This window comes from Aeribacillus sp. FSL M8-0254 (genome assembly GCF_038008845.1).
GTDB lineage: Bacteria > Bacillota > Bacilli > Bacillales > Aeribacillaceae > Aeribacillus > Aeribacillus composti.
The window spans coordinates 1487706-1509299 of the sequence record NZ_JBBOZY010000001.1 but is presented as its reverse complement, the minus strand read 5'-3'; the positions used below and the strand labels follow the sequence as shown (position 1 = coordinate 1509299).

16 protein-coding genes and 3 pseudogenes are annotated in these 21594 nt (G+C 42.0%); 7 read left to right on the top strand and 12 right to left on the bottom strand.

The genetic code is table 11. The features are described 5' to 3' along the window. The 5 genes and pseudogenes from NSQ44_RS07335 to NSQ44_RS07315 all read right to left on the bottom strand — a co-directional run bounded on the left by NSQ44_RS07335 (position 1) and on the right by NSQ44_RS07315 (position 4959). A complete protein-coding gene (locus tag NSQ44_RS07335) occupies positions 1-750 on the bottom strand; it encodes a DeoR/GlpR family DNA-binding transcription regulator (RefSeq protein ID WP_340856290.1) in 750 nt (249 codons plus the stop codon). Positions 751-1118: 368 nt separating this feature from the next. Beyond that, positions 1119-1628 (bottom strand): annotated as a pseudogene (locus NSQ44_RS07330) (UPF0236 family transposase-like protein); the annotation flags it as partial. 16 nt (positions 1629-1644) lie between these two features. Continuing rightward, the gene (locus NSQ44_RS07325; RefSeq protein WP_340856288.1) at positions 1645-3213 is read right to left on the bottom strand and encodes a plasmid pRiA4b ORF-3 family protein; all 1569 of its coding nucleotides are present in this window, start codon (positions 3211-3213) and stop codon (positions 1645-1647) included. Between the two features lie 380 nt (positions 3214-3593). Next, positions 3594-4031, bottom strand: a complete 438-nt coding sequence (locus tag NSQ44_RS07320) for a DUF4275 family protein (protein WP_340856286.1) — start codon at positions 4029-4031, stop codon at positions 3594-3596. A 10-nt stretch (positions 4032-4041) separates the two neighbouring features. Continuing rightward, the gene (locus NSQ44_RS07315; RefSeq protein WP_340856284.1) at positions 4042-4959 is read right to left on the bottom strand and encodes a tetratricopeptide repeat protein; all 918 of its coding nucleotides are present in this window, start codon (positions 4957-4959) and stop codon (positions 4042-4044) included. Between the two features lie 84 nt (positions 4960-5043). Between NSQ44_RS07315 and NSQ44_RS07310 the strand changes: the two genes are divergently transcribed. After that, on the top strand, positions 5044-6207 hold the full coding sequence (locus tag NSQ44_RS07310) for a M20/M25/M40 family metallo-hydrolase (RefSeq protein WP_340856283.1): 1164 nt from the start codon (positions 5044-5046) through the stop codon (positions 6205-6207). 58 nt (positions 6208-6265) lie between these two features. Here NSQ44_RS07310 and NSQ44_RS07305 read toward each other — a convergent pair whose 3' ends face one another. After that, positions 6266-7132 (bottom strand): hypothetical protein, encoded by an 867-nt coding sequence (locus tag NSQ44_RS07305; RefSeq protein WP_340856281.1) that lies wholly within the window; start codon positions 7130-7132, stop codon positions 6266-6268. Between the two features lie 449 nt (positions 7133-7581). Between NSQ44_RS07305 and NSQ44_RS07300 the strand changes: the two genes are divergently transcribed. Both NSQ44_RS07300 and NSQ44_RS07295 read left to right on the top strand, forming a co-directional pair. Continuing rightward, positions 7582-8784: a transposase gene (locus NSQ44_RS07300; protein WP_340856280.1), complete on the top strand. Its 1203-nt coding sequence runs from the start codon at positions 7582-7584 to the stop codon at positions 8782-8784. A gap of 236 nt (positions 8785-9020) precedes the next feature. Next, positions 9021-10131: pseudogene (locus NSQ44_RS07295) on the top strand (IS4 family transposase). 167 nt (positions 10132-10298) lie between these two features. Here the strand turns inward: NSQ44_RS07295 and NSQ44_RS07285 are convergent. The 3 genes from NSQ44_RS07285 to NSQ44_RS07275 all read right to left on the bottom strand — a co-directional run bounded on the left by NSQ44_RS07285 (position 10299) and on the right by NSQ44_RS07275 (position 13693). After that, positions 10299-10805, bottom strand: a complete 507-nt coding sequence (locus NSQ44_RS07285) for a hypothetical protein (RefSeq protein WP_340856276.1) — start codon at positions 10803-10805, stop codon at positions 10299-10301. A 127-nt stretch (positions 10806-10932) separates the two neighbouring features. Next, positions 10933-13374 (bottom strand): DEAD/DEAH box helicase family protein, encoded by a 2442-nt coding sequence (locus tag NSQ44_RS07280; RefSeq protein ID WP_340856273.1) that lies wholly within the window; start codon positions 13372-13374, stop codon positions 10933-10935. Next, a complete protein-coding gene (locus tag NSQ44_RS07275; protein ID WP_015864194.1) occupies positions 13367-13693 on the bottom strand; it encodes a nucleoside triphosphate pyrophosphohydrolase in 327 nt (108 codons plus the stop codon). The genes NSQ44_RS07280 and NSQ44_RS07275 overlap by 8 nt, the downstream gene beginning before the upstream one ends. Before the next feature lie 554 nt (positions 13694-14247). Here NSQ44_RS07275 and NSQ44_RS07270 point away from each other — a divergent pair. The 4 genes and pseudogenes from NSQ44_RS07270 (at position 14248) to NSQ44_RS07260 (ending at position 17133) form a co-directional block, all read left to right on the top strand. Next, a complete protein-coding gene (locus NSQ44_RS07270) occupies positions 14248-15189 on the top strand; it encodes a Gfo/Idh/MocA family protein (RefSeq protein WP_340856267.1) in 942 nt (313 codons plus the stop codon). Positions 15190-15229: 40 nt separating this feature from the next. Then, positions 15230-15421, top strand: coding sequence for an HAD hydrolase family protein (locus tag NSQ44_RS19000; RefSeq protein ID WP_420534721.1), 192 nt, complete (start codon positions 15230-15232; stop codon positions 15419-15421). A 263-nt stretch (positions 15422-15684) separates the two neighbouring features. Further along, complete coding sequence (locus tag NSQ44_RS07265; protein ID WP_094245591.1) at positions 15685-15867, top strand: hypothetical protein; 183 nt, start codon at positions 15685-15687, stop codon at positions 15865-15867. 28 nt (positions 15868-15895) lie between these two features. After that, a pseudogene (locus tag NSQ44_RS07260) lies at positions 15896-17133 on the top strand (MFS transporter). 408 nt (positions 17134-17541) lie between these two features. Here NSQ44_RS07260 and NSQ44_RS07255 read toward each other — a convergent pair. The 3 genes from NSQ44_RS07255 to allC all read right to left on the bottom strand — a co-directional run bounded on the left by NSQ44_RS07255 (position 17542) and on the right by allC (position 21582). Further along, positions 17542-18891, bottom strand: a complete 1350-nt coding sequence (locus NSQ44_RS07255) for an allantoinase (RefSeq protein ID WP_340856264.1) — start codon at positions 18889-18891, stop codon at positions 17542-17544. A 160-nt stretch (positions 18892-19051) separates the two neighbouring features. Beyond that, complete coding sequence (locus tag NSQ44_RS07250; RefSeq protein WP_340856262.1) at positions 19052-20314, bottom strand: pyridoxal-phosphate-dependent aminotransferase family protein; 1263 nt, start codon at positions 20312-20314, stop codon at positions 19052-19054. Positions 20315-20334: 20 nt separating this feature from the next. After that, entirely contained in the window at positions 20335-21582 is a 1248-nt protein-coding gene (gene allC, locus NSQ44_RS07245) for an allantoate deiminase (RefSeq protein ID WP_340856260.1), read from the bottom strand. Between the last annotated feature and the right edge of the window lie 12 nt (positions 21583-21594).

Below are 21594 nucleotides of genomic sequence, written 5' to 3'. Positions count from 1 at the left end.
TTATTTCACAACCTTTACTGCGGTTTTGGCTGAAAATTCTTCTAAGATTTCTTGATCAATTTCATCTGTAATAATGACGGCATCATTTAAATCTGTAATTTTTGAAAAGGTAAATTCATTAAATTTTGTATGATCAGCCAGAACAAATGACTTTTGTGAGAGATTCATTGCGAGGCTTTTCACAGCCGCTTCTTCTGGATCAGGAGTTGTATAACCAAACTCAAGGTGGATGCCGTTAACACCCATAAAGGCCTTATCAAAACGATACGATTGCAGCCCCTCTTGAGCTCCCTTACCGATGAGAGCTCTTGTGGTCTTTTTCACATAACCACCCGTTAAATAGGTTTCGATATTTTGTTCAAGCAGTTCTTCCAAATGGGTTAATCCATTTGTTACTACTTTTATTTTTTGAGCAGAAATGTACGGGATCATTTGAAAGGTGGTTGTACCCGCATCAAGATATATACAATCACCATCTTGAATGAGACTCGCTGCATATTGAGCGATCATCCGCTTTTCTTCTAAATTCTTTGTCGATTTTTCGGAGATGCTCAGCTCTTCACTTCTTTGTTGAAATAAGGAAGCTCCGCCATGAACTCTCTTTAACTTTTTTTCTTTTTCTAATTGGCTTAAATCTCTTCGAATCGTAGATTCTGACGAAGAGGTTGCCTCCACCAATTCTTGAATTTTGACGACTCCCTTTTGTTCCAACAGCTCTAAAATGATCCGGTGTCTCTCTGGTGTTAGCAACCTTATCAACTCCCATCTGGATGTTTTCTCTTTCTCTAATTTCATTATAGTGTAAGCACTTTCGAAAATCTATCATTTTTTATCAAAAACATTCAAAAATGGTCGTTTTATGACAAAAATCAGTCACAAACGATCATATGACAAGTCCATTTAATCCAAAACGAGAAAAAAAGGAATCTTCTACATCATGTTCGCCAATAAAATAACCCTTTCTCCTACAGACATCTGTCAAGGAGAAAGGGGAGTCAGTCAAGACTTTGTGGAAATTTTTTTGGTTCGCTGAAAATAGATGTAAGTCATAGGTTAGCGAACCTTTTTTTTGAATTTCATCCGTAAGCGCTTTTGGACTCTCATCCCTTGCCATGACGTTGGAAGCAGACCCGTCCTTTGAAATACTCCCGGCATGCAGTAATCCATGGAGCGCCGTCCCCGTTGATGACAAGAAGATCCCGACACGGATCATAGGCATATTCGTTCATCAAAAATTCCTCGAAGCCTTCCCACACCTCCCTCTTGCCCTCATGGACGTAATGGCGCTGATTCACGAATTCGATCCGTGAGCCGTTGCGCTTCCACCCTTCGTGAACGGTCAGGATTTTGTCTTCCTTGGCCCGTTTTCCCTTCCCTTGGCGAGAGACAAACAGTCCATCGACCTCCACAAACAGCACCCGTCCATATCGCTGGTCCACCGGGCAGTGCAGCGGAACTTCAGCCTCGAGCACCAACTGGCGGATCGCCTCATGGCTCATCACCGGATACCCGACCATCTGGGCAAGCGTATGAGCCGCTTTGCGATAGGAAGAGCACTCCACAGCCAATCCCATCGCCGTTTCTTCTAGAAAAGGGCTGATTGACTGCGATCCATCAAATCTAGACTCCTCCTTGAATCTCATCCTAAAACATTTCAAAAGTTCTGCGGACATGTTCGGACGCAGGAGTCTGCGGCACTTCCATCGTCCGGATCGTCAGTTTGCGCAGCACCGGGGCGAGCATTTGCTTCGTTTCTTTTTTCATGCGGATTTCCCTCGGTATTTTCCCGAGCCGCAGAAGCATGTCCAAAAAGCTTTTTTGCACGCGCATCGCCACATTCTCGATCGGAAGCAAATCGTTATGGATGATAAACCCAGTGTTCACATCCACCGCCAGTACAAATATCGGAAAATACGGGCGCTCCCCGCGCTTCTCTTGAACCGGCCGGTTGATATACCCCGCGTCAAATTCGATGCTGCCATGGTATACTTGTCCAATATTTTTCACCATTTCAATCAACTTCGGATCGACAAGCAGTTCATACGTCGGCGCTTTTTCCTCGACTTCCAGCTTGGCAAGCGGAATGAGATCATCGCGCCAAACGACATTCCCATCCTTCTTTTCACCGATGCGGGCAAACATCTTTTCATCCTGCGGAAACACTGAAAGCGAAAGTTCTCCTTCCCCAGCGCGCCGCGCGACATCCAACGCCTGATCAAGCGCCACTGTCGCCAACTTCGCCTCCTCTTCAGAAATCGTCCACGGATAGTACCCTGGGTCAAAGCTGCGAAACTGCGGCCACTGCTTTTTGCCGCGGAATGTCATGCCTAGGGAGCGGAGGAGCTCATAGTCTTCCTTGCTTAATTCATTTCGGTCAGCAAAGGAAATGAGCACCGCCCGCTGTGTATAAACAGGATCTTGTTCGGGATATGGCTGTTTGAATAAATGCTGCAGACTTTTGTATCCTTGCTCCCCGATATATACGACCATGCCACGCTCTTGGCCAAGCGCGCCAATGACGGAACAATATAAGCGCTCGTTCGTTTCCGGATCGATGACAAGGAAAATTTCATCATCATCCATCCATTGCCACGGCGCTAACCGGTTAAACGCCACCGCTTTTTCCAACAGTGCCCGCCATACGTTGCCTTGTGTGGCCTGCGCTCCCTTCTCCATCTCTTTTCGCGCTTTCTTTTGGATTTCCTTGCCAACTTTTTTGCTCAGTGGAGCCAGTTTTGCATTGACCATTGCTGTCAATTCCTTTGTCTCGATCGCCTCTGGATTCCACCCTTCGCCCATGCTGTCTTCTTCAGGCGCAACACGCACCGCCTTGAGGCAAACTGGATAGACGAGATCTGGCTGCGGCTTCACTATTTTTTCAAGCACGATCTCATGTTCCCAATCGTCGCCGAAGTCATAAATATACAAGCAGCGGTCTCCCTCCTGCACAAGCCAATCGAAAAGCCGCTCCTTATGCTCTTCATAGTCCGCATTGCTCCATCTATCACCGACATCATTGCCGATTTCGATGCGCAGCTTCGTCGTTCCGCGCATCTTCGTGATGTAAAACGTATGCAAATGCCGGTCTTCCCAGTCAAACGCTTTTTGCAGCACGCGATGAAGCTCGGCAAACGTCATATCGCCTGGCACCAATAACCGCCGCCATACCGGCGGGCGAATACCTTTTAACTGCACCTTTAGTTGATAAATCAATCTATTTACCTCCATATCATCGAGAAATTTTCCTTCTTTTCATTCTATCATTTATTTATCACCATTGCTAAGAAGATGGCAAAATGGTACAAAATACGATTGCAAAAAATGATTAACACAATAGATCTTTTCGTCACACAATTCGCACCCAAATTGCGGAACTAAACGAGTGAACGAACCGTTTAACCGGCTGGAAACAAAATAAAGCCAGCTTGCGCATTGAGCTAACGGAAACTTCACTTCAACAAAATCGCCCGACACGAGCGAAAAATCCGCAAGTTATACAGACATCTCCTATTTTAAGAATCTCTCCCATCTACGCTACACTTAGGGTGGGAGATTCCTGCTCTGTCATCTCTATTATCTGCCACCTACTCGATTTATTTGTTGAATCGGAAACCTTCTTGTCTATATTTTCGATAAAAACACGGCCCGCAATAGTATTCATGCGTCTGCACGTACGTCCACGTAAACTGCGGGTCGACGACATACACATCGTGCTCGCGCCGCAAATCTTCCGCCCGCAAATTTTCGGCGTTGACAAGCATATACGCCTCTTCCCTTTCTTGATAAAACAAATAACAAACGAATCGGTTCTCCTCATGAAACGCGCGCATCGCCTCTTTTCCTTCAAGACAAGGCAATTTTTCGTAACTGAATACATGCCACAAAAACTGGTCGAAATCAATCGACTGTTTCTCCTGCGGACTAATGGCATCCGTAAACGCTCGTTCCCAACGCCTGCGAAATTCTTTTCCTTTTCCCTTCCATTCTTCGACTATGATTCCTTGATTTTCCAATCTTTTTCGTATGTTCATTTCCATCTCCCTACTCCCAAGGAAATATATCGCTCGCGCGGCAAAAAATCCGATACGAAACGCCTTGTTTGCGGCGCCGCGCCGCTTTGTTTCCTATCCTTGTCGTTTCAATGATATCATCCCAAAACGGAATGCGCGCGCGCAGCCGCTCAAACATCTTCCGAACGGCGGCATCGGTAACGTCTCTGCCAAAAAACGATTGAAACAATGTTTCGCGGACGTCTTCCCCTGTCATCGGCCGCTCGCTATGCAGAATTGTCGCAAGCGCATAAAACGATTGGTATTCGAGCTTCACCAACTCGCCTGCGTAACGAACGACAAAACCGTCTTGTTCGCTGAGGCAAAGCATCACCTCATGCAGCGAAAACCGCTCCTGCTCGGAAAAATACGTTTCCTCTGTTACAATTTCGTCGCTTTCCAGTGTAATAATGCGATAAAGCGCGCGGTGAAAATCTTCAATGCGATGGAGAAAAATCGCTTGGCGATAGCGCTCGACCGTTTCTTCATCATACGGTCTTGTTTCCATCTTTTCCATTTGCTTTAATGCGTTCAACGCGAGAAAAATGCCGCAATTGACAAGGATCATATGGCTTAACATCGCCTGCGTGTCATTGAGAGGCTCATCCATTGATCCCGAAAGCGCCTGATGAAAATGGCACGCCGCTTCGGCATATCTTCCTTCGTTATAATGCGCCAACCGATAATTCGCAACGGAATGGCTTGGCTTTCGCTTTAACGCCTTTTGTAAATACATTTTCGCCTGCTTCGGATCAGGATTGCTCGACATTTTGAAATACTCGCCAAACCGAACGTACAGATGAATCAACTCATTTTCGATTTCTTCCCGCCGTTTTCGATCTTTTTCTTTTTTCCACTCCGCAAGCAAGCGGCGTTCTTCTTGATGCGGAAAAAACTCGTACTCTTCCACTCCACACTCCCTCCCTTTGTGACGGGGTGTCACACACTGATTTGTACAGTTGTATTGTAACGAATTGGAAAGGAGATGGGTAGTATGGAAAAATGGACAAAACTCATGATTCGGCACGGATTTCATCCGGAAGATGAGGAAACAGGAATTACATCACAATGGCTTGCACAAACATTCGCAACGCTCATCCAACAACGCCAGCACCTTGACGCCATTTCCGAAACGGACTGGATGGAAGCGCTCCAACAAACCGCCAAACAGATGGTTTTTCGTAATGACATTCCAGGAAGAGAAACGCTGGTCGACCCGACGAAAAACGAGCTTCCTCTCATTCAAATCGATCCGTACGTCCGCGGCATCGTCCGCTGGCTGAACATGATGCATATTTACACCATCTACAGCTGCGACGGAGAGGGAGTTCGCCCGGCAACGATTTATTTTCTCGAAGACTTATCCGCCCAGCAGCTCGCCATCATCCGGGCTTGCACCCCGCAGCAAATTCGAATCAAAGCGGAAAAAAGAAAAGCAACCTTATTCTATCAGAGCGGACACATCGATGACCTTTTAACAATGGCCGAACGGTTATACAACGTCTGGCGGAATCCAGAGCTGCTAATGACGTATCGCTTAGAAACATTCAAACATCGCCTATACTCCCTTCTTTCCATAAACGGAAAAAGCGGCAGAGAAGCGATGATTCGGCAAATGCTCTATCGAAAGCTCCAACAAAAAACAGATTGGCGCGAAATCGACGATTACGGAAACTTGCTTGCCGCAGTTTATTGCGGAAACGGCCCGACGATTCTGCTTTCCGCCCATATGGATACGGTTCGCCCGTTTTCACCGAAACGTACGATTATCGAAAGCGGAACCGTACTAAGCAGCTCGCGCGGCATCTTAGGCGCCGACGACCGCGCGGGAATCGCTGTCATTTTGGAAATCATTGATTTCATTCGCCATTCCCGCTTCCAAGGAACACTGAAAATCGCCTTTACCGTCGAGGAAGAAATCGGCTGCCTCGGCTCGCGTAACATCGACCCAACATTTTTGCAAGACGTCGATGCCGCGATTGTCGTAGACCGCCGCGGAACGCGCGATATCGTCACTTCTTACGCTGGCATCGTGCCGTTTTGCACCGATGAATACGGCCGCATTTTCGAAACAGCCGGAGCGCTCGCCGGCATGCCCGACTGGAAAATGACCCATGGCTTACAAAATAAATCTTCAGTAAAAACTAAATATCGATAAAGGATATTTGGTTTTTATAAAACGATATACATTTGTATAAATTCATTTCAATAAAATGTTAACCATTCATATAATTAAAAGAATGCTTTATTAACTTTACAAGCAAATCTTTATGCTCATTAATATCATTCTTAGTCAATCGGATTCGATATGTTCTGTCCCTTTTGCTGTACTCTAATACATCTAAGCCAGATTCCTCAATCCATTCATCAATTTCTTGCAATCGTTCTGACTTCGGTTGAAAAATTATGTTTTGCTTCCGCGGCTTAAATGTCACAAAATTATTAGCTACGCCGTTTTGCTCTAAGCCTATGTAAAACTTATTGTATTTAAGCCTAATATTATTGTTAATATGTTCATGTATTAAACTTAACAGTTCATCTGCAAGTGCAACAGTTTCTGGAGTCGCTTTTTCTTCCCAAAATTTCCGGTCTGTTGGAGTTTGAAACTCTTCATCTTCTTCATACATAGGAAGAGCTGTTTCATCTAAGACAGTAATAAACTGAAGACCGATTTTATCTTCTATCTGTACTGCATTCATTTGAATAGCAATTATAGGAATATTTCCATTGAAGAGACTTATTACGTTTAAAAACCTGCTTGTAATATCTTCAGCAATAATAACTGCCACATGTTCAAATTGAGGAGACCTTTTCCTCTCAATATCCCAATACTCTATCGTTCTTATAATGTGACTTTCGTCCGTTTTTCCCAATTGTAGTTCCACTTCATATCGACGATTATTATCATCTTGAAACAAAAAATCAAGTCGCCCTGCCCTAGGCTGTTTCCGCTCCATGTCTTTCAATTCAATCTCGCCCAATCCGAGTATGGATGGGTCCTCAGCAATTTTTTGTTGTACCCATTTTTCATTTATTTGAGGGTGGTCTTTTAAAGAAATTTTTTCCAACTTAATGTATTCCATAACTACCTCCTTGATTTATATAGGTTACTTTAATTTCCGAATTACAAAGTGGTGCTAAATTGATTACTATTTGCATTACCTTGATTACTAACCAAACACTTAGCAACGGAGAAGATGACTTACTCATGGTGTATCACCTCAATGACACTATATGCGTGTGTCATTGAAGGACTGCCCTTTAAATTTTACTTATAACTACGTACCAACATTTTTTAGGACGGTTTCTTTGTTTGCAAATACTACGCATAGCATCTACAATATGTAGCATCATATCACTCTTCTGGTTTAAATAGAATTTTCTCTGCTGTCTGCTTTATTGTTTGAGCATTTTGCATATTTTTTGACCCAAGAGCCATAAGGATTTCAAAGACATAAAAAAGGACTTCACCCCTAAAATGTAGAATTTTTGAAGTGACGAAACCACAAAAATTCAAAAGGAGGAAGTCACTTTGTATATTCTACAAGAAAGTCTATTTTCCTTTGAAGAATTGCAAAAATTAGAGTCAAAAGAGAAATTACCTATCTTTTTTAGCTCGCTTGATTTACGCCCTTATGCTAAACAGTTGAGAAGTTCTTCACCCCGAGGGGCTGACGGTCATTCCAGAGAAGGGATTCTAAGGGCTCTCATCGCTGCCCCACTCGAAGGCATCGACACCTTTACCGCCCTTCATCATCGATTGGATAAAGACCTTCGTTTCCGTTATCAATGCGGTTTATCGATTGATCGCCCCGCACCGTCTATCTCCACTCTCAGCCGGTTTTTTGCGGCACTTACCAAAAAAAAGCTGGCTGAAAAGATCTTCCTTGACTTGGTACAGTTAGCTCAGGAGGAAGGAATAATTGACGGCAGCCACCAGGCCATCGACAGTGCCGCCATTGATGCCTATGAAAAGAAACAGCCCAAAAAGCGTAGTGAACAAACGGGTAATGCCAATTGGGGCGCAAAATATGATTCCTTCGGCAATAAAATTACCTGGTTTGGCTATAAGATGCATCTTTCAGTCGATACCGCAAGCGAACTGCCAATGGCCATAAAAGTAACCCCTGCCCATGTGAACGATGGAGAAGTCGCACCAGAATTAATCGAGCAAGTGGCAGAGCGTACCAAATCCAAAATTGAATTTCTGATCATGGATGGCGGATATGACCAACTAAAAAACTATGAATCAGCCAAAAACATTGGAGCGCAAGCCATTATCCCACTCAATTTGCGCAACGAAAAAGAGCCTCCTGAAGGGATTTCTTCCAATGGAACTCCGCGTTGTTCCATGGGTTATGAAATGACTTATTGGGGAGCTGATAAGGACCAGCTCAAGTTCAGATGTCCTCACGCAACCGGCAAAGTGGATTGCCCATTAGGAATGGCAGCCTGTTCATCTTCCAACTATGGAATGGTGGTAAAAGTCGACATCAAAAAGGATGTGCGCCGATATTCCAATCCGCACCGTGATACAAAACGTTGGAAAGAGCTTTACAACGAGAGGACAAGAGTAGAACGCTGTAATTCAAGAATGAAAAGCTACCTTACGGCGAACTCCCTACATGTATGGGGAATTGAAAAAGTAAAGACCCATATTTACCTGAACGCTATTGTATTACTTGTTTCAGCGCTAGCGATGGCAAAGGAAAATAAAGGGAAGAAAGCCGCTTAAAAAAAATTCAATGTGAAAAATTCTGTAGGTATGCCCGAAAACAAGATTATTGTAATATTTTGTAAAATAACATACTGGTAGCTATTTGTCGAGTGCTTTATTTTTTATACTTTTATCCACTAGCGTTGCATTAATTTAATTCGAAAATTCCGAATTGAAAAAAGTCCATAAAAAAATCCTTTATAATGGATGGTACAGGTGGTCCCTGTCCAAATCCAATATAAAGGATGAAGCCTATGGACAAGGATACACTATTTTCTTCATTTGGTAAATGGGTCACTCCTCTCAATTCTGTTAAATTTACACAAAGAATTGAAGAGATGAAACAAGATAAATATACGAAAAAATTAACCACAAAAGCGTATTTACTTTTGTTTTTGCATGCTCAACTTCAACAACGAGAAGGACTGCGCGCCATCGCCGATGATGCGTTACTGGATGATTTTCAGCGAGAATTAGGATTGACATCTATTAGTGCTTCACAACTTTCTCGAAAACATCGCCAAGTAAAACCCGAATTGCTCGCAGAAATCTTTCTGGATTTAGTGAATCAAATCCGCCAGATGTCCACGAATTCCTCCAGTCAGGTGAGTGGCTTAAAAATCGTGGATTCTACGACCATTTCACTGAATCTGAAAAAATATCAATGGGCTACGTTTCGCAAAACGAAGTCGGGAATTAAGGTTCATTTACGACTGGTGTTTGTCAATGAAGATACGGTTTATCCGGAAAAAATGGTCATGACCCCAGCAGGGAACAATGATCGAACACAAATGGAACAACTGATCGACGAAACAGATGCCATGTACGTGTTTGATCGTGGTTATGTAGACTACGAAAAGTTCGATTATTCCTGTGATAAAGGCCTCTTTTTCGCCTCCCGTCTGAAAAAGAATGCCTATGTTCGATTTCTTGAATCGTTCTCTGTCCCATCCAATTCCTCTATTTTATCTGATTCGATGGTGGTCATTGGGACACCACAAAAACGAACGGAAAATGTCTTTCGATTAATCGAAACATTCGATTCGGACGGGAATCGAATTCGAATCATTACGAACCGATTCGACCTAAGATCCAGAAGAACTTGGTGATATCTATCGTTCTCGATGGGCCATTGAACTATTTTTTAAGTGGATTAAGCAACGTTTAACACTCAAACATCTTTATGGAACGAGTCCAGAAGCTGTAGAAAATCAGGTTTACTTAGCTCTGATTTCTTACTGTTTACTCATTCTTATTCAACTTGAAATGAAATCGAAACATTCTCTCACCCAGATTTATCGTTGGCTTTGCGTTTTTCTTTGGAAACCAAGTACCGTGTGGGTGGAACGAATTCAACGAGAATGAGTGAAAAAAGTCGGCGAAGCGCAGTAGCCATGTAACAATAAAACAAATACATTTATTACCAAATGGATAGTGATCACCTTTAGTTGGTTACTGCCTTGTTTTTCGTTTATTATAAAATATTTTATTCAGAAAATTCTGCATAAAATGTTTTTATTTTTTATGCAACGCTACTGACTCGAAAGGGATTTCATTTTAAAACTAAATCCCATCGCAGATGGACGAAATACATGGCGATGAATAAGCATTTCATCCATCGCTTCATCTTCTAATAATTGTTTTGTTTCAATATGATTTTCTTCTTCATTAATAACATCAAAAGTGGAACCGAATGGAACAAGCTTCCCAGTTAGATAAAGGGCCATTGGTGCTTTTCTACGACCGAGAGTTTCATTTTCTTCAAATGGACCAACGAGAAATTTCTCTAATTCTGAAAGAATCGTTGAACGCATTTGAACATATTCATTCACATCTATATGAGTCTTATAAGACTGTAAGTTTTCCCCCTTCTTAAGTCTTACTTTTTGGTTTTCAACAACAAAAATATCATTGTATTCTTCCACAAAGCGCTTAATGGTTTTATCAGTCCAAAAACTTCCTATATTTTTAGCATCTTTAAAATCTAATTCTTTATTTTCCTGTAAGTATTCTAGTAACTTCTTTGCTCCTGGCTTCATCGAATCCCTCCACATATAGTAAAAAATGCCTAAAATTATCGTATCGAAAACATAAGAAAAATGTTGTCGAATCGTGTCGGTATAAATAAAAACAGAAGCGTGTATTAGCTTCTGTTCTCATAAACAATTATTTATTCTTTCTCTCAAAATACACATGCAACCTGTACTCACAAATCTCCTTCGTCCATTGGTATAAAATCTCTTCGTCTTCCGGTCCGATGGAAAATGTTAAAGAAAACACATTGTTGTCAAAGGAAAGAAGTCCGTTTGAACTCCCGCTCCATTTCGTCATCGGCATTCTAGCGATAAGTTTGCTTACTTTTTCTTCATCGTAAACCCATAGCCGTTTTGTTTCCTTGTCTGAAAAATCAATGCGCTTCCGGTATTCTTTCTCGGTTAGATAGCGATGGAAAAATGGTGCTGCCTCTTGCGGCGTAATCGGCAAATGCCATCGTGAAGAACCCCGTTGAAGCATCGCCTGTAAAACAACCATTTTGTAGCTTTTTGTCATCGGAGTGCGTTCTACTTCCACTAACCATGATTCATACTTTGAGAAAATTTCTTTCTCTCGTTCTGACAGCTCCCCAGCCCAATAAAGAAATCCGATATACGATTTAAACTCTGATTTATATTCAGACGCCTCACTTCTTCCATAGAGATGAAGCTGCAAGTATGTCGGGCGATAACCGAGTTCCTGTTTTAGTTGTTGATAGTCAAATAATAGTTTCTCACGACGCGGCTGGCGTTTTTTCCGCATTTCCTCTAATAGATTAATTGCTCGTACATCGAGGTGAATCGAACAATTTTTTGGAACAGTTGGGATCAGTGACGCTTTTTTCTTTTTACCTTCCCCACGTTCCGTATCAAACAACGCTAATTTCACGTCTGCATTGCGATAGTTTCCGATTAAATCGATAATGACGCAATAATCCTTTCCTTCATACAACCGAAGTCCGCGGCCCACTTGCTGGGTAAACACGGTAAGCGACTCCGTCGGCCGGACAAACAGCAACGTATCCACCGATGGAATATCGACGCCTTCATTAAATAAGTCCACCGTGAAAATGGCATCTAATTCTCCTTTTTCCAGCATTGCAATTGCCCTGTCGCGAGGAATGTCTGTCTGTTTAGAGTGAAGGCTGACCGTTCGATAATTTCGTTTTCGAAAATATTCCGATAAAAAGTCGGCTTGCTTGATCGATGAACAAAATACAAGCGTTCTTGTTTTCTTATATTTCTCCCATGCTTTTAAAATCTTGTCCGCCATTTCTTCCCTTAGCTGCACTTGAAGCAGTTCTGCCTCATCATAGCGGTTGCCGAGCCATTTGATCTTGGAATAATCCGTATCGTCGTAAACACCGTAATAACGGAATGGGGCAAGCCATCCGCGCTGAACCGCTTCGATAAAATCAATTTTGTACGCCACGTTGCCATCGCAAATGGCATATACATCTTTATTATCTTTGCGATCTGGCGTTGCCGTAATCCCAAGTAAAAATTTTGGCTGAAAATAATTCAGTACTCGCTGATACGAACGAGCGGCAGCATGATGAAATTCGTCAATCACAATCAAGTCAAAGGCATCTTTGGCGAATGCTTCTAAATGTTTTTTCATGCTTAACGTAAAAATCGAAGCAAAGATTATATCAGCTTTTTTTTCTTTCACGTTTCCGTCATAAATGCCAAACGTTTTGTTAGGCATGACGCGTTGAAACGATTTTTTCGCCTGACGAAGAATTTCTTCACGATGTGCGATAAACAGCGCTTTTTGAAAATTGCGGGCAAAAAATGCGGCTAAATACGTTTTCCCAAGTCCTGTCGCCATGACAACCATCGCCTTGTCGTAGCCTTCTTCGTAAGCCGCTTCCAGCCGCTCGAGCGCTTCCACTTGGGCAAAGCGCGGCTGAATCGTTTCGTATGTGACCGTTGCTGGATCGTAAATTACGTCATGATCACGTTCATTGATTTCCGTCTCCGCTTTATCTACTGGAAGCATTAATTCAACTTCTTCCGATTCCGCCCACGTTCGCGCAAGATTCGGATGCCGTTGGTGATAGTCATGATACTGCTTTTCATAGTCCTTTAACGTCTCTTCGTTCACTTGTACTGTTTCATCAGCGTAAAACAGCTTCAAAAACTCTTCCATTGACTCTGCAAATACGTTTTCATCGACAGTTTTATCCAACCTGATGTTCCATTCGATTCCCTCTGTCAGCGCCGATTTCGATAAGTTGGATGAGCCGACAATAAAATAGCCGCTCGTTGTATTTTCAAATAAATATGCTTTTGGGTGAAAAGATACTCCCCTGCTTCGCCATAATCGTACCTCGATGTCCGGATGAATAGAGATCAGCTCACGAAGCGCTTCCGGCTGGGTGACAAAGAGATAATCGCCAGCGCAAATTTTAATATCCGCCCCTCGTTCCGCCGCTTTTTTCAATGTTTCTTTCAGCAGGCGGACACCCGATTTCATCACGAACGAGGTCAATATGTATATGGTTGACGATGTTTCGATATGTTCCTGTATCTTTTCGATAAGATTGCGTTGAATTAATTCGACCTTACTCATCGTGTACCTCGACTAAAAAGATTTTTTCTTTAAATCCTCCCCGCTTCTCTGCTTTTTCCGCTCGAATTTGTTCAACGCGTTCGATCGACGATCCGTGGCATTCGGCAAGAGCATGAATAATTTCCAGCACATCCGCCAATTCTTCCAGCGCTGTTTCATTATCACTCGCATTCATATATTCTTCTAATTCTTCAAATGCTTTTTTTCGCAGCTCTTTGCGATATTCGTCATCTTCCAATATTCTCGTTGTAAATGTCTTTCCCGTTTGTTCAATAATTTGCGGAATTTTATCACGGACAAGTTTGTTGTATACTGGCATTCTATCCTCTCCTATTTTTATTTTCTCTTTACATATTCTACAAGATTTTTCCCTTGTTTGAAATGTGCACTTTTCTGCCCGAGTCAAAGGATTACCAAGCTGCTTAAGCAAGTCGTGAAGCAACTTCTCTAAATATTCGTAACTTTTTCTTCCGTTTCCAAAATTCCATACCGTTCTTTTCAATTTCCTGCCCTGCGTGTTCGGTGCCAAGGCAATCCCGAACCGAATAATCTTAAGGGTACCAATAATACGGCCAGTATAAATGTAATGGTCGGTCCGATTGACCAAGCGAGTTGGGTTGCTCCCACTCTGAATGCCTGTTTATCCTTTTCAGAAATTCGATCAAAACAGAAAAGCAGATGAAAAGAAACTGTCGTTTACTCTTTTTTTCGGGACTTTTCAGACAGCTCTTACCATGTTAATATGTTTTGGTTTTTATTGACATGGAGTTTTAAGTTAGTTCAAAAAACAGATAGTCGAATAAAAAGCTGCTGCAGAACATGTTATAATATGATATTCATGTACAAATATGAACAATAAAGGTGGGATTCGTTATGAGATTTGGTATTATAGGAACAAACTGGATTACCGACCATTTTATAAAAGCTGCAAGCGCACACCCGGAATTTTCTCTCGGCGCTGTTTATTCGAGAACAATGGAAAAAGCAAAAATGTTTGCCGAAAAATATCAGATAAAACACGTGTACACCAACCTTGAAGAAATGTTTCAAAGCGGCAATATTGACGCCGTTTATATTGCATCCCCCAACAAATTCCATGCCGAACAAAGTATTTTGGCCATGAAAAATAGAATTCACGTTCTTTGCGAAAAGCCGGCAGTAACGTCCGTGCAAGAAATGGATGAGGTCATTCAAACAGCCAAAACTTACAATACCATGTTTATGGAAGCGATGAAATCAACCGTTACACCGACCTTTTTAAATTTAAAAAAACATCTTGACGAAATCGCTCCGATCAGACGATTTGTTTTCCATTACAATCAATATTCTTCACGATATGATAAATATAAAGAAGGAATTATTGAAAACGCCTTTAAACCGGAATTAGGAAACGGTTCGAAAATGGATTTGGGTGTATACTGCTTAGCACCGATTGTTCATCTAGTCGGCGAACCAAAATCCATAGTAAAAAATCACTATTACTTATCCACCGGTGCAGACGGTCAAGGGAGTATGATTTTACATTATGATAATTTTGAAGCAGTCGTCATGTATTCCAAAATAACAGACTCCTTTTTCCCTAGTGAGATCCAAGGAGAAAAAGGTGTTATTGAAATTGACAAAATCAGTGATCCGAAGAAAGTTGTCATCAAATATCGAAACGGTGAAATAAAAGATTTAACCGTGGAACATAAATTTGAAACGATGTATTATGAAGTAGAAGAATTTATAAACTGCGTGAAAAACGACAAAATTGAATCCGATATAAATAGTCATGAACGGACAAAACAAGTTGTGAAGCTGTTGACGATGTAGTGAAATTCCTAACGCCAGTGGAAAAATGCTAATGAAATGAATCGCAATCGACTTAGACGGCACAATTTTAACAAATGATCATATGATTAGCGAACGAAACCGTGAAGCAATTGTAAATGCACAAACAAAGACAAAGCCTCTTTACCCATTTAAAGGCAGAAGAGGCTTTCTATTTTTCTCTCCGCTATTTTCTTTTCCGCACGTTCAATCATTGTTGGCACGGCTCTTTTGAAACATAAATAATTGGCAATTTAGCTGTATGATAAATAATGGCCTCCAAACTTCTCTCTTTCGTATTTCTTGCAATTCCTCATAGTGAAGATAAAAACGGATACGGGCATCACGTCATTATTGGTCATGGAGACTTGCAATTCCTTATAGTGAAGATAAAAACCCCAAAAAAGTGTTATATACGCATTTCATTTTTTATGCTTGATTGATTATTTTCAGGGAAACTTTGCCAATCCTTTGATTTGCATCGGTTGAACAGAGATTTTGGCACGATTGGGGGGCGCCGACAGTTGGCATATTCAAATCACTGGGACCGTCTTCTGTAAAATAACCACCATCTCGGAATATGAACTGATTTTTGCCGCGATTGACGGAGAAAAATATTGGAAAAAATGGCTTGACTTAAACATCCAATTCGGTAGAATAGAAAAAATATTGAATCTTTAAAATTTTGAAGTTAGGAGACTAAACTAAAATGATGTTACGATTTCACTATGCTTGGGTTATTTTATTTGTCACGTTTTTATCTCTTTTAGCCGTTCAAGGTGTTCGTCTTTCTTTCGGGGCTTTTGTTGAACCTTGGGAAAGGGAATTTTCAATGGACAGAGGGACGGTATCGCTAATTTCGACATTAAGCTTTATCGTTTATGGACTTTCCCAACCATTTATAGGAAGGTTAGTTGATAAATTTGGGCCTCGTATAATCCTTTCTGTCAGTACTTTTTTGGTGGCAGTTAGTATTCTATTAACAGCTTTTGTCCATCATCCATGACAATTGTTTATTCTATATGCCATATTTGTATCACTTGGGGTTGGCGGAGCGTCAAACGTGGCTGCAACAGTAGTCGTTACAAACTGGTTTAATGAAAGACAAGGATTTGCTTTAGGGATTGTCGAAGCAGGGTTTGGTGCCGGACAAATGCTGTTGGTATCAGGATCTCTATTATTAATTCAATGGTTGAATTGGAAAGCAACGGTCATCATCTTGGGATGTTTTTTAATGATTGTTGTGTTTCCAATTGTCCTGTTAATTTTACGAAACCATCCTAATGAAAAAGGTATGTTGCCAATTGGCGGAATGGATCAAGAAGAAAGCACAACTGAACAGCCAAGTAAATTCAATGATTTTTCAATTTGGGATGCTTTCGTAAAAAACAATTTTGGTTCTTGATTTTACCATTTAGCGTTTGCGGTTTTACCACTACAGGTTTAATGGATACACATCTTATCCCTTATGCCCAGTTGTGTGGAGCTCCAACAAGTGCGACTAGTGCAGCAGTAACTATATTGGCCGCTTTTAATATTGTAGGAATACTATTTTCTGGTGTGTTAGCAGATCGCTGGAGCAGTCGAAAAATGCTCATCTGTCTATATGTTATACGGGCATTATCGTTGTTTATTCTATTCTATAGCTATAACCCTCTGCTTTTAATTGTTTTCGCTATCGTTTTTGGATTGGTTGATTTTTCCACTGTTGCTCCTACGCAATTGTTCACGCAATACTTTAAACAACACTCTGTTGGTTTTATCATTGGTTGGCTATCTTTCAGCCACCAAATTGGATCAGCACTAGGAGCCTATGTGCCGGGTTTACTATACAGTTACCACAGGAATTATAATGTTGCTTTTTATTTTTCAATAATCATATTAGTCATTTCAGCAATCCTCACTTTCTTTCTTCCTGAATTTTCTAAAGAAAAGGTAACGATTTAGGAGAAGGCATCTATGCGTTTTTTTGGAGACCTCGAAACCTGTTGTCACTCGGCAAAAAAGCTGAACAAATTCGTAAGACTGACCTATTCATTTATTTATTGGGCCAACCTCAATATTCGCAGATCCCCTGTTCACATTTTTATTTACCTAACCAAACTTCCTGTTTCGGTTTTCCGACAAGTCCTTTAAGGCTGCAGATAACGTGCTAAAAAAATTTTGAAAACTTTTCACGGAACATGATTGCAAAATGGAGGATACGGAAAACGTTCAAAAAAAAGCTGTCCAGAAAGTCAAAATCCATTGAAAACGAAACATTATAAACATTGATATATCAACGTTTCTAAAACATTAAAGGGGCGTTTATAAGCCGGAAAATCGACTTATTAGACAGCCCCCTTACCCTTTCCATCATAACTTCAGCCATTGGCCAAGAGGCTTGGAAGCCCGTATGCGCCCGTTGTCAAATACCAATTTCCCCCGTTGAAATGTCGCAAGGATTTTGCAAGGAAATGTATGATTGACATATAAACTATGCTTGTGTTTTTGAAGCAAACTGTTTTTCTCGACTGTGAAGGAATCTTTTAAACTTATAATCACAAAATCTGCGTCTTTTCCTTTTGCAATTTCCCCTTTTTTCCCGTCCAATCCAAATCGTTTGGCGGGTCTAGCAGATGTCCAATGAATCAGCTTCGGAAAAGGAATGCGATAGCGAACCGCTAGTTCGATCATCGCCATCAATGTAAATTGTCCCCCGCTGATTCCTCCCCAAACATTGAAAAAATTCGTTTCATCTTCTTTCAAGCTCCATGGCGACGGGGAATGGTCGGATGCGACAAAGTCAATCTGATCTTTTAAAAACAAATCAACCAATTTTTTTTGGTCGCTTAATTCGCGCAATGGGGGAGCGCATTTTGCAACCGCTCCAAGCTTTTTCGTATGTTCATGGTCAAACAAAAGATAATGCGGGCACGTTTCCAATGTGACATCAAGTCCTCTTTTCTTCGCTTGCTGGATTTCTTCAACGGCTTCTGCACTGCTGATATGAACGAAATGCAAAGAACAGCCGGTCTGTTCCGCAAATGTAATGGCTTTTCTGACAGCTAGCCATTCCGCAGCAATCGGTCTTGATTGTAAATAATCGTCCGGACCGAATTTTTCTTGCCGCTCTTTTTCTCTCTGCAAAAATTGCACCATTGCGCCGTCTTCTGCATGAAGAGCCAAAATTTTACGCAAGCCGGCGATCGTTTTCATTCCATTCAAGAGCGTATTATCATCAACCGCTGCGAACTCTTTATTGCCGCTCGGAGACATGAAAGCTTTAAATCCGACAACTCCTTTTTCCGCAAGAGGCGCTAAATCATTTTTATTGCCCGGAACAAGCCCGCCCCACAATCCAAAGTCAACGAATGACTTTTCCTCGCCTATTTTTCCTTTTTGTTGAAGAGCTTCAAGATCAGTTGTAGAAGGGACACCGTTGAGCGGCATATCAAAAAACGTTGTACAGCCGCCCGCTGCAAGCATAGATGAACCTGTTGAAAAGCCTTCCCAATCCTCTCTGCCCGGTTCATTGAAATGAACATGGACATCAATCAATCCGGGAAAAACGTATTGGCCTTCCGCATCCCAAACGACATCGGCTTCCCCGTCAATGTCATCGCCAATTTCAACAACAATGCCGTCTTTAACAGCTAAATTTGTTTTTTTCACTTCGTCATGAAACACAACGCTGCCGTTTTTGATAAGAGAATCATATTTCACTCGAACCATCTCCATTTCTTATCATTAAAAAAATGGCATCAGCTGAATTTTATATAGATCAATGGACTGAACGCTTTCTCTTCCGTCTGAATGAATTTATCAATTTCTCAACCGATTGCAAAAATGAATGATGATCAAAATTTTGCGCCATTGACACAATTTATCGATGAACTACACTAGAAAAAGCTGACTCCTTTCTTTGTTTTCCATACATACTCAGCGCTGCTTGTGCTCCTTCACCTCTGTTTATGCGAACACCGTGATAGATGAGAACTGCCTCCAATGCTGTCAGCAGCTTGAGAATATTTTCTTTGCGGCAGCTGTAGCCCATTGTACCGATCCTCCAGATTTTTCCGTGGAGCGGGCCAAACGAGCTGGCAATTTCAATCCCGAATTCATCCAGCAGCATGCGGCGCACGGATTCTCCATCGACGCCCTGCGGAATGTTGACGCATGTGACGGTCGGCAGTTTAAAGCGTTTATCGCCGAACAATGTGAGTCCCATTGCTTCCAGCCCGGCCATTAATGCCCGTTCATGGAGACGGTGGCGTGCAAATCGATTATCCAATCCTTCCTCCATAATAAGCCTCAAGCCTTCACGCAATGCGTAAAGCATTGATGTAGCTTCCGTATGATGATTTAATCGCCGCGGGCTCCAATAATCTTGAAGCTGGCTTAAATCAAAATAGTTGCTAATAATTGTTTGACCTGAGGCCATTTGCTGATCCAATTCCGTCCGAATTCCTCTTTCTACTTTTTTACGCGACAAAACGATTTTTTCAATTCTGTCATTATATGTGATGGGAGCCATCCCTGATGGAACCGATAAGCACTTTTGCGTCCCGCCGATCACGCCGTCAAGCTGCCATTCGTCGACATTCACGTCCGTTCCTCCAATTGTCGCAACCGCATCGACTACAAGAATTACATCCATCTCCCGGCAAGCTTTCCCGATCTCCTCAAGCGGCTGCATGCACCCCGTTGAGGTTTCTCCATGGACGATCGCGACTATTTTCGGCTGAACCTTCTTTATTTCTCTAATTACTTCCTCCGGGTCAAACACCGTTCCCCATTCACGCTCAATTGTAGTGACATCAGCCCCGTAACGTTCGCATATTTCGGTTAATAAATAGCCGAACCGGCCATATATTGGGATCAGCACTTTGTCGCCCTGTTCGATAATGCTCGCCAGCATCGCTTCAATGCCCGATCTGGAGGTTCCATCGATAGGGAACGCCCATTTGTTGTCCGTACGAAATAAATAGCGAAGCATTTCCATTACTTCATTCATGATCGAAGTAAATGCAGGATCAAATTGGCCTAAAATCGGCGTACTCATCGCCTGCAAAACTCTCGGATCGACTTCAACAGGCCCCGGTGTCATGATCGTTCTATTAGGTGTCTGTAGAGGCAGAAATTTCATTTCGTCCACAATCCTTTCTTTTAATATGCCAATCTATATAAATAATCGATTAAAAACTTAACGCCGCTTTCTAAATGAGCAGCTGCGGTATATTCCTTCGGCGAGTGGCTGATTCCGTTATGACTCGGGACAAAAAAAAGCGCAGTCGGACAATAGGTTCCGAACATTTGCGAATCATGTCCCGCTCCGCTAACCAAGATTTCATGAGACAGATTTTGCTCTTCTGCAATTTCTTTTGACAGCCTCAGCAATTGTTGATCCATTTTGACCGGCTTGACGTTCAGCCATTCATTTAACAAAATATCGACATTGTATTGTGCGCTCACATTTTTAAAATGACGTGAAAATGTTGAACAAAATTGCTCCAATAGTTCTTCCTCGTGATGACGGATATCGATCGTAAAAACGACTTCACCTGCAATCACATTCGGAACGTTAGGTTCAACCTTTATTTTGCCAACGGTCACTCTTAGTTGGTCGCACACCTGTTTGGCTTGTTTCATTAAATAGGTAATCAGTTCAGAGGCAATGGCCACCGCATCTTTCCGGCAGGGCATCGGGGTTGTTCCTGCGTGGTTGCTTTCACCGACAACCTTTACTTGATAGCGGCGCTGTCCAACAATGTCGCTGACAATGCCCAACGATTTTTTCTTTTTTTCTAACACAGAGCCCTGTTCGATGTGCAGCTCAATAAAGCATTGAATATCGTTTCGAAATGGCTGGCGAAATCTTTCCTGTCCAAAACCGCATTCATTCATTGCTTGCACAAACGAAATCCCTTTAGAATCAACAATTTTTTGTATATGTTTAAAAGAGCGCCTCCCCGTTACAGAGCCTGACCCCCAAAATGTAAGCGGAAACCGGCTGCCCTCCTCTTCACATAAGGATACGACCTCAATCGTTTTTTTTGGTGTTCCAAAACGCTTTAATAAATAATGAGTCGCCAACAAGCCGGCAATAATGCCGTATGCGCCGTCATATTTTCCTCCTTCAATAACCGTATCGATATGCGAACCAGTTAAGATTGTTTTGGAGGATGGAGATGATCCTTCTGCTCGGCCGAACAAGTTGCCGACGTCATCAAAATATGGAGCTAATCCGCATTCCTCCATTTTCTCCTTCAACGCTTCCTGCGCTGACAGCCATTGTTCGCTATATAACAGCCGGGTAACTCCGCCTTTTTCCGTTTTACCGAATGTTGCAAGCCATTCGATCAGCCTTTCAACTTCCTCTTCAAGCTGAATGGGCCCAAGTAAATGAACTGTCATGTCTCTTCCCTC